Genomic DNA, 565 nt, shown 5'->3' on the forward strand with positions numbered 1-565 from the left:
ACGAGAATGAGAGCGGGATCTGAAGGCCGCAGCAAAGCTGCGCTGAGCTTCGCAGATGCCGACATGGACCGACTGGGGACCGTAGGGAATTCGACGAGGTGATCTGTCATGTCCAAGACGCAGATGAAGACCTACCGCAGTGAGATTTCTGCGGCCATGCACGGCATGGTCGAGGGCTTCCACCGCAGATCCTGCATCGCGCTCAGGAACGCGTCCGCCTCCATCTCAACAGCTTGGGCGAGCAGGCGGCGGGCCCCGGCGCGCAGCACCTCGGTCAGGGGATCGTCGAGGTCTTCGGGCTGACGAAGCCGGACGATGTTGGTAGGTGTCTCCATGGCGTATCGCTCTCGCTGAGAGGTTCTGGCAGGCTTCGACACCCGCCTCGATACGCCGCCTTCAACACACCGTCGTCACCCAATCTCCCGCATAGCTCCCGATACCGTAGCCCCCCTCATACGCGCCGAAGCCCTTGTCGGTCACGCCGCCGAAGCTGTGGTGGGCGACACCGACGCCGGCACCGACGAACGGCGTCACGCCGTACCAGGTGCCGAGATCGACATAGCCG

1 pseudogene is annotated in these 565 nt (G+C 63.9%); it reads right to left on the reverse strand.

Annotated elements, in window-relative coordinates:
- Positions 1 to 182: 182 nt before the first annotated feature.
- A pseudogene (locus tag C1631_RS25335) lies at positions 183 to 335 on the reverse strand (IS256 family transposase); the annotation flags it as partial.
- Positions 336 to 565: the final 230 nt, after the last annotated feature.

It is taken from the genome of Chryseobacterium phosphatilyticum, assembly GCF_002899825.2.
Lineage (GTDB): Bacteria > Bacteroidota > Bacteroidia > Flavobacteriales > Weeksellaceae > Chryseobacterium > Chryseobacterium phosphatilyticum.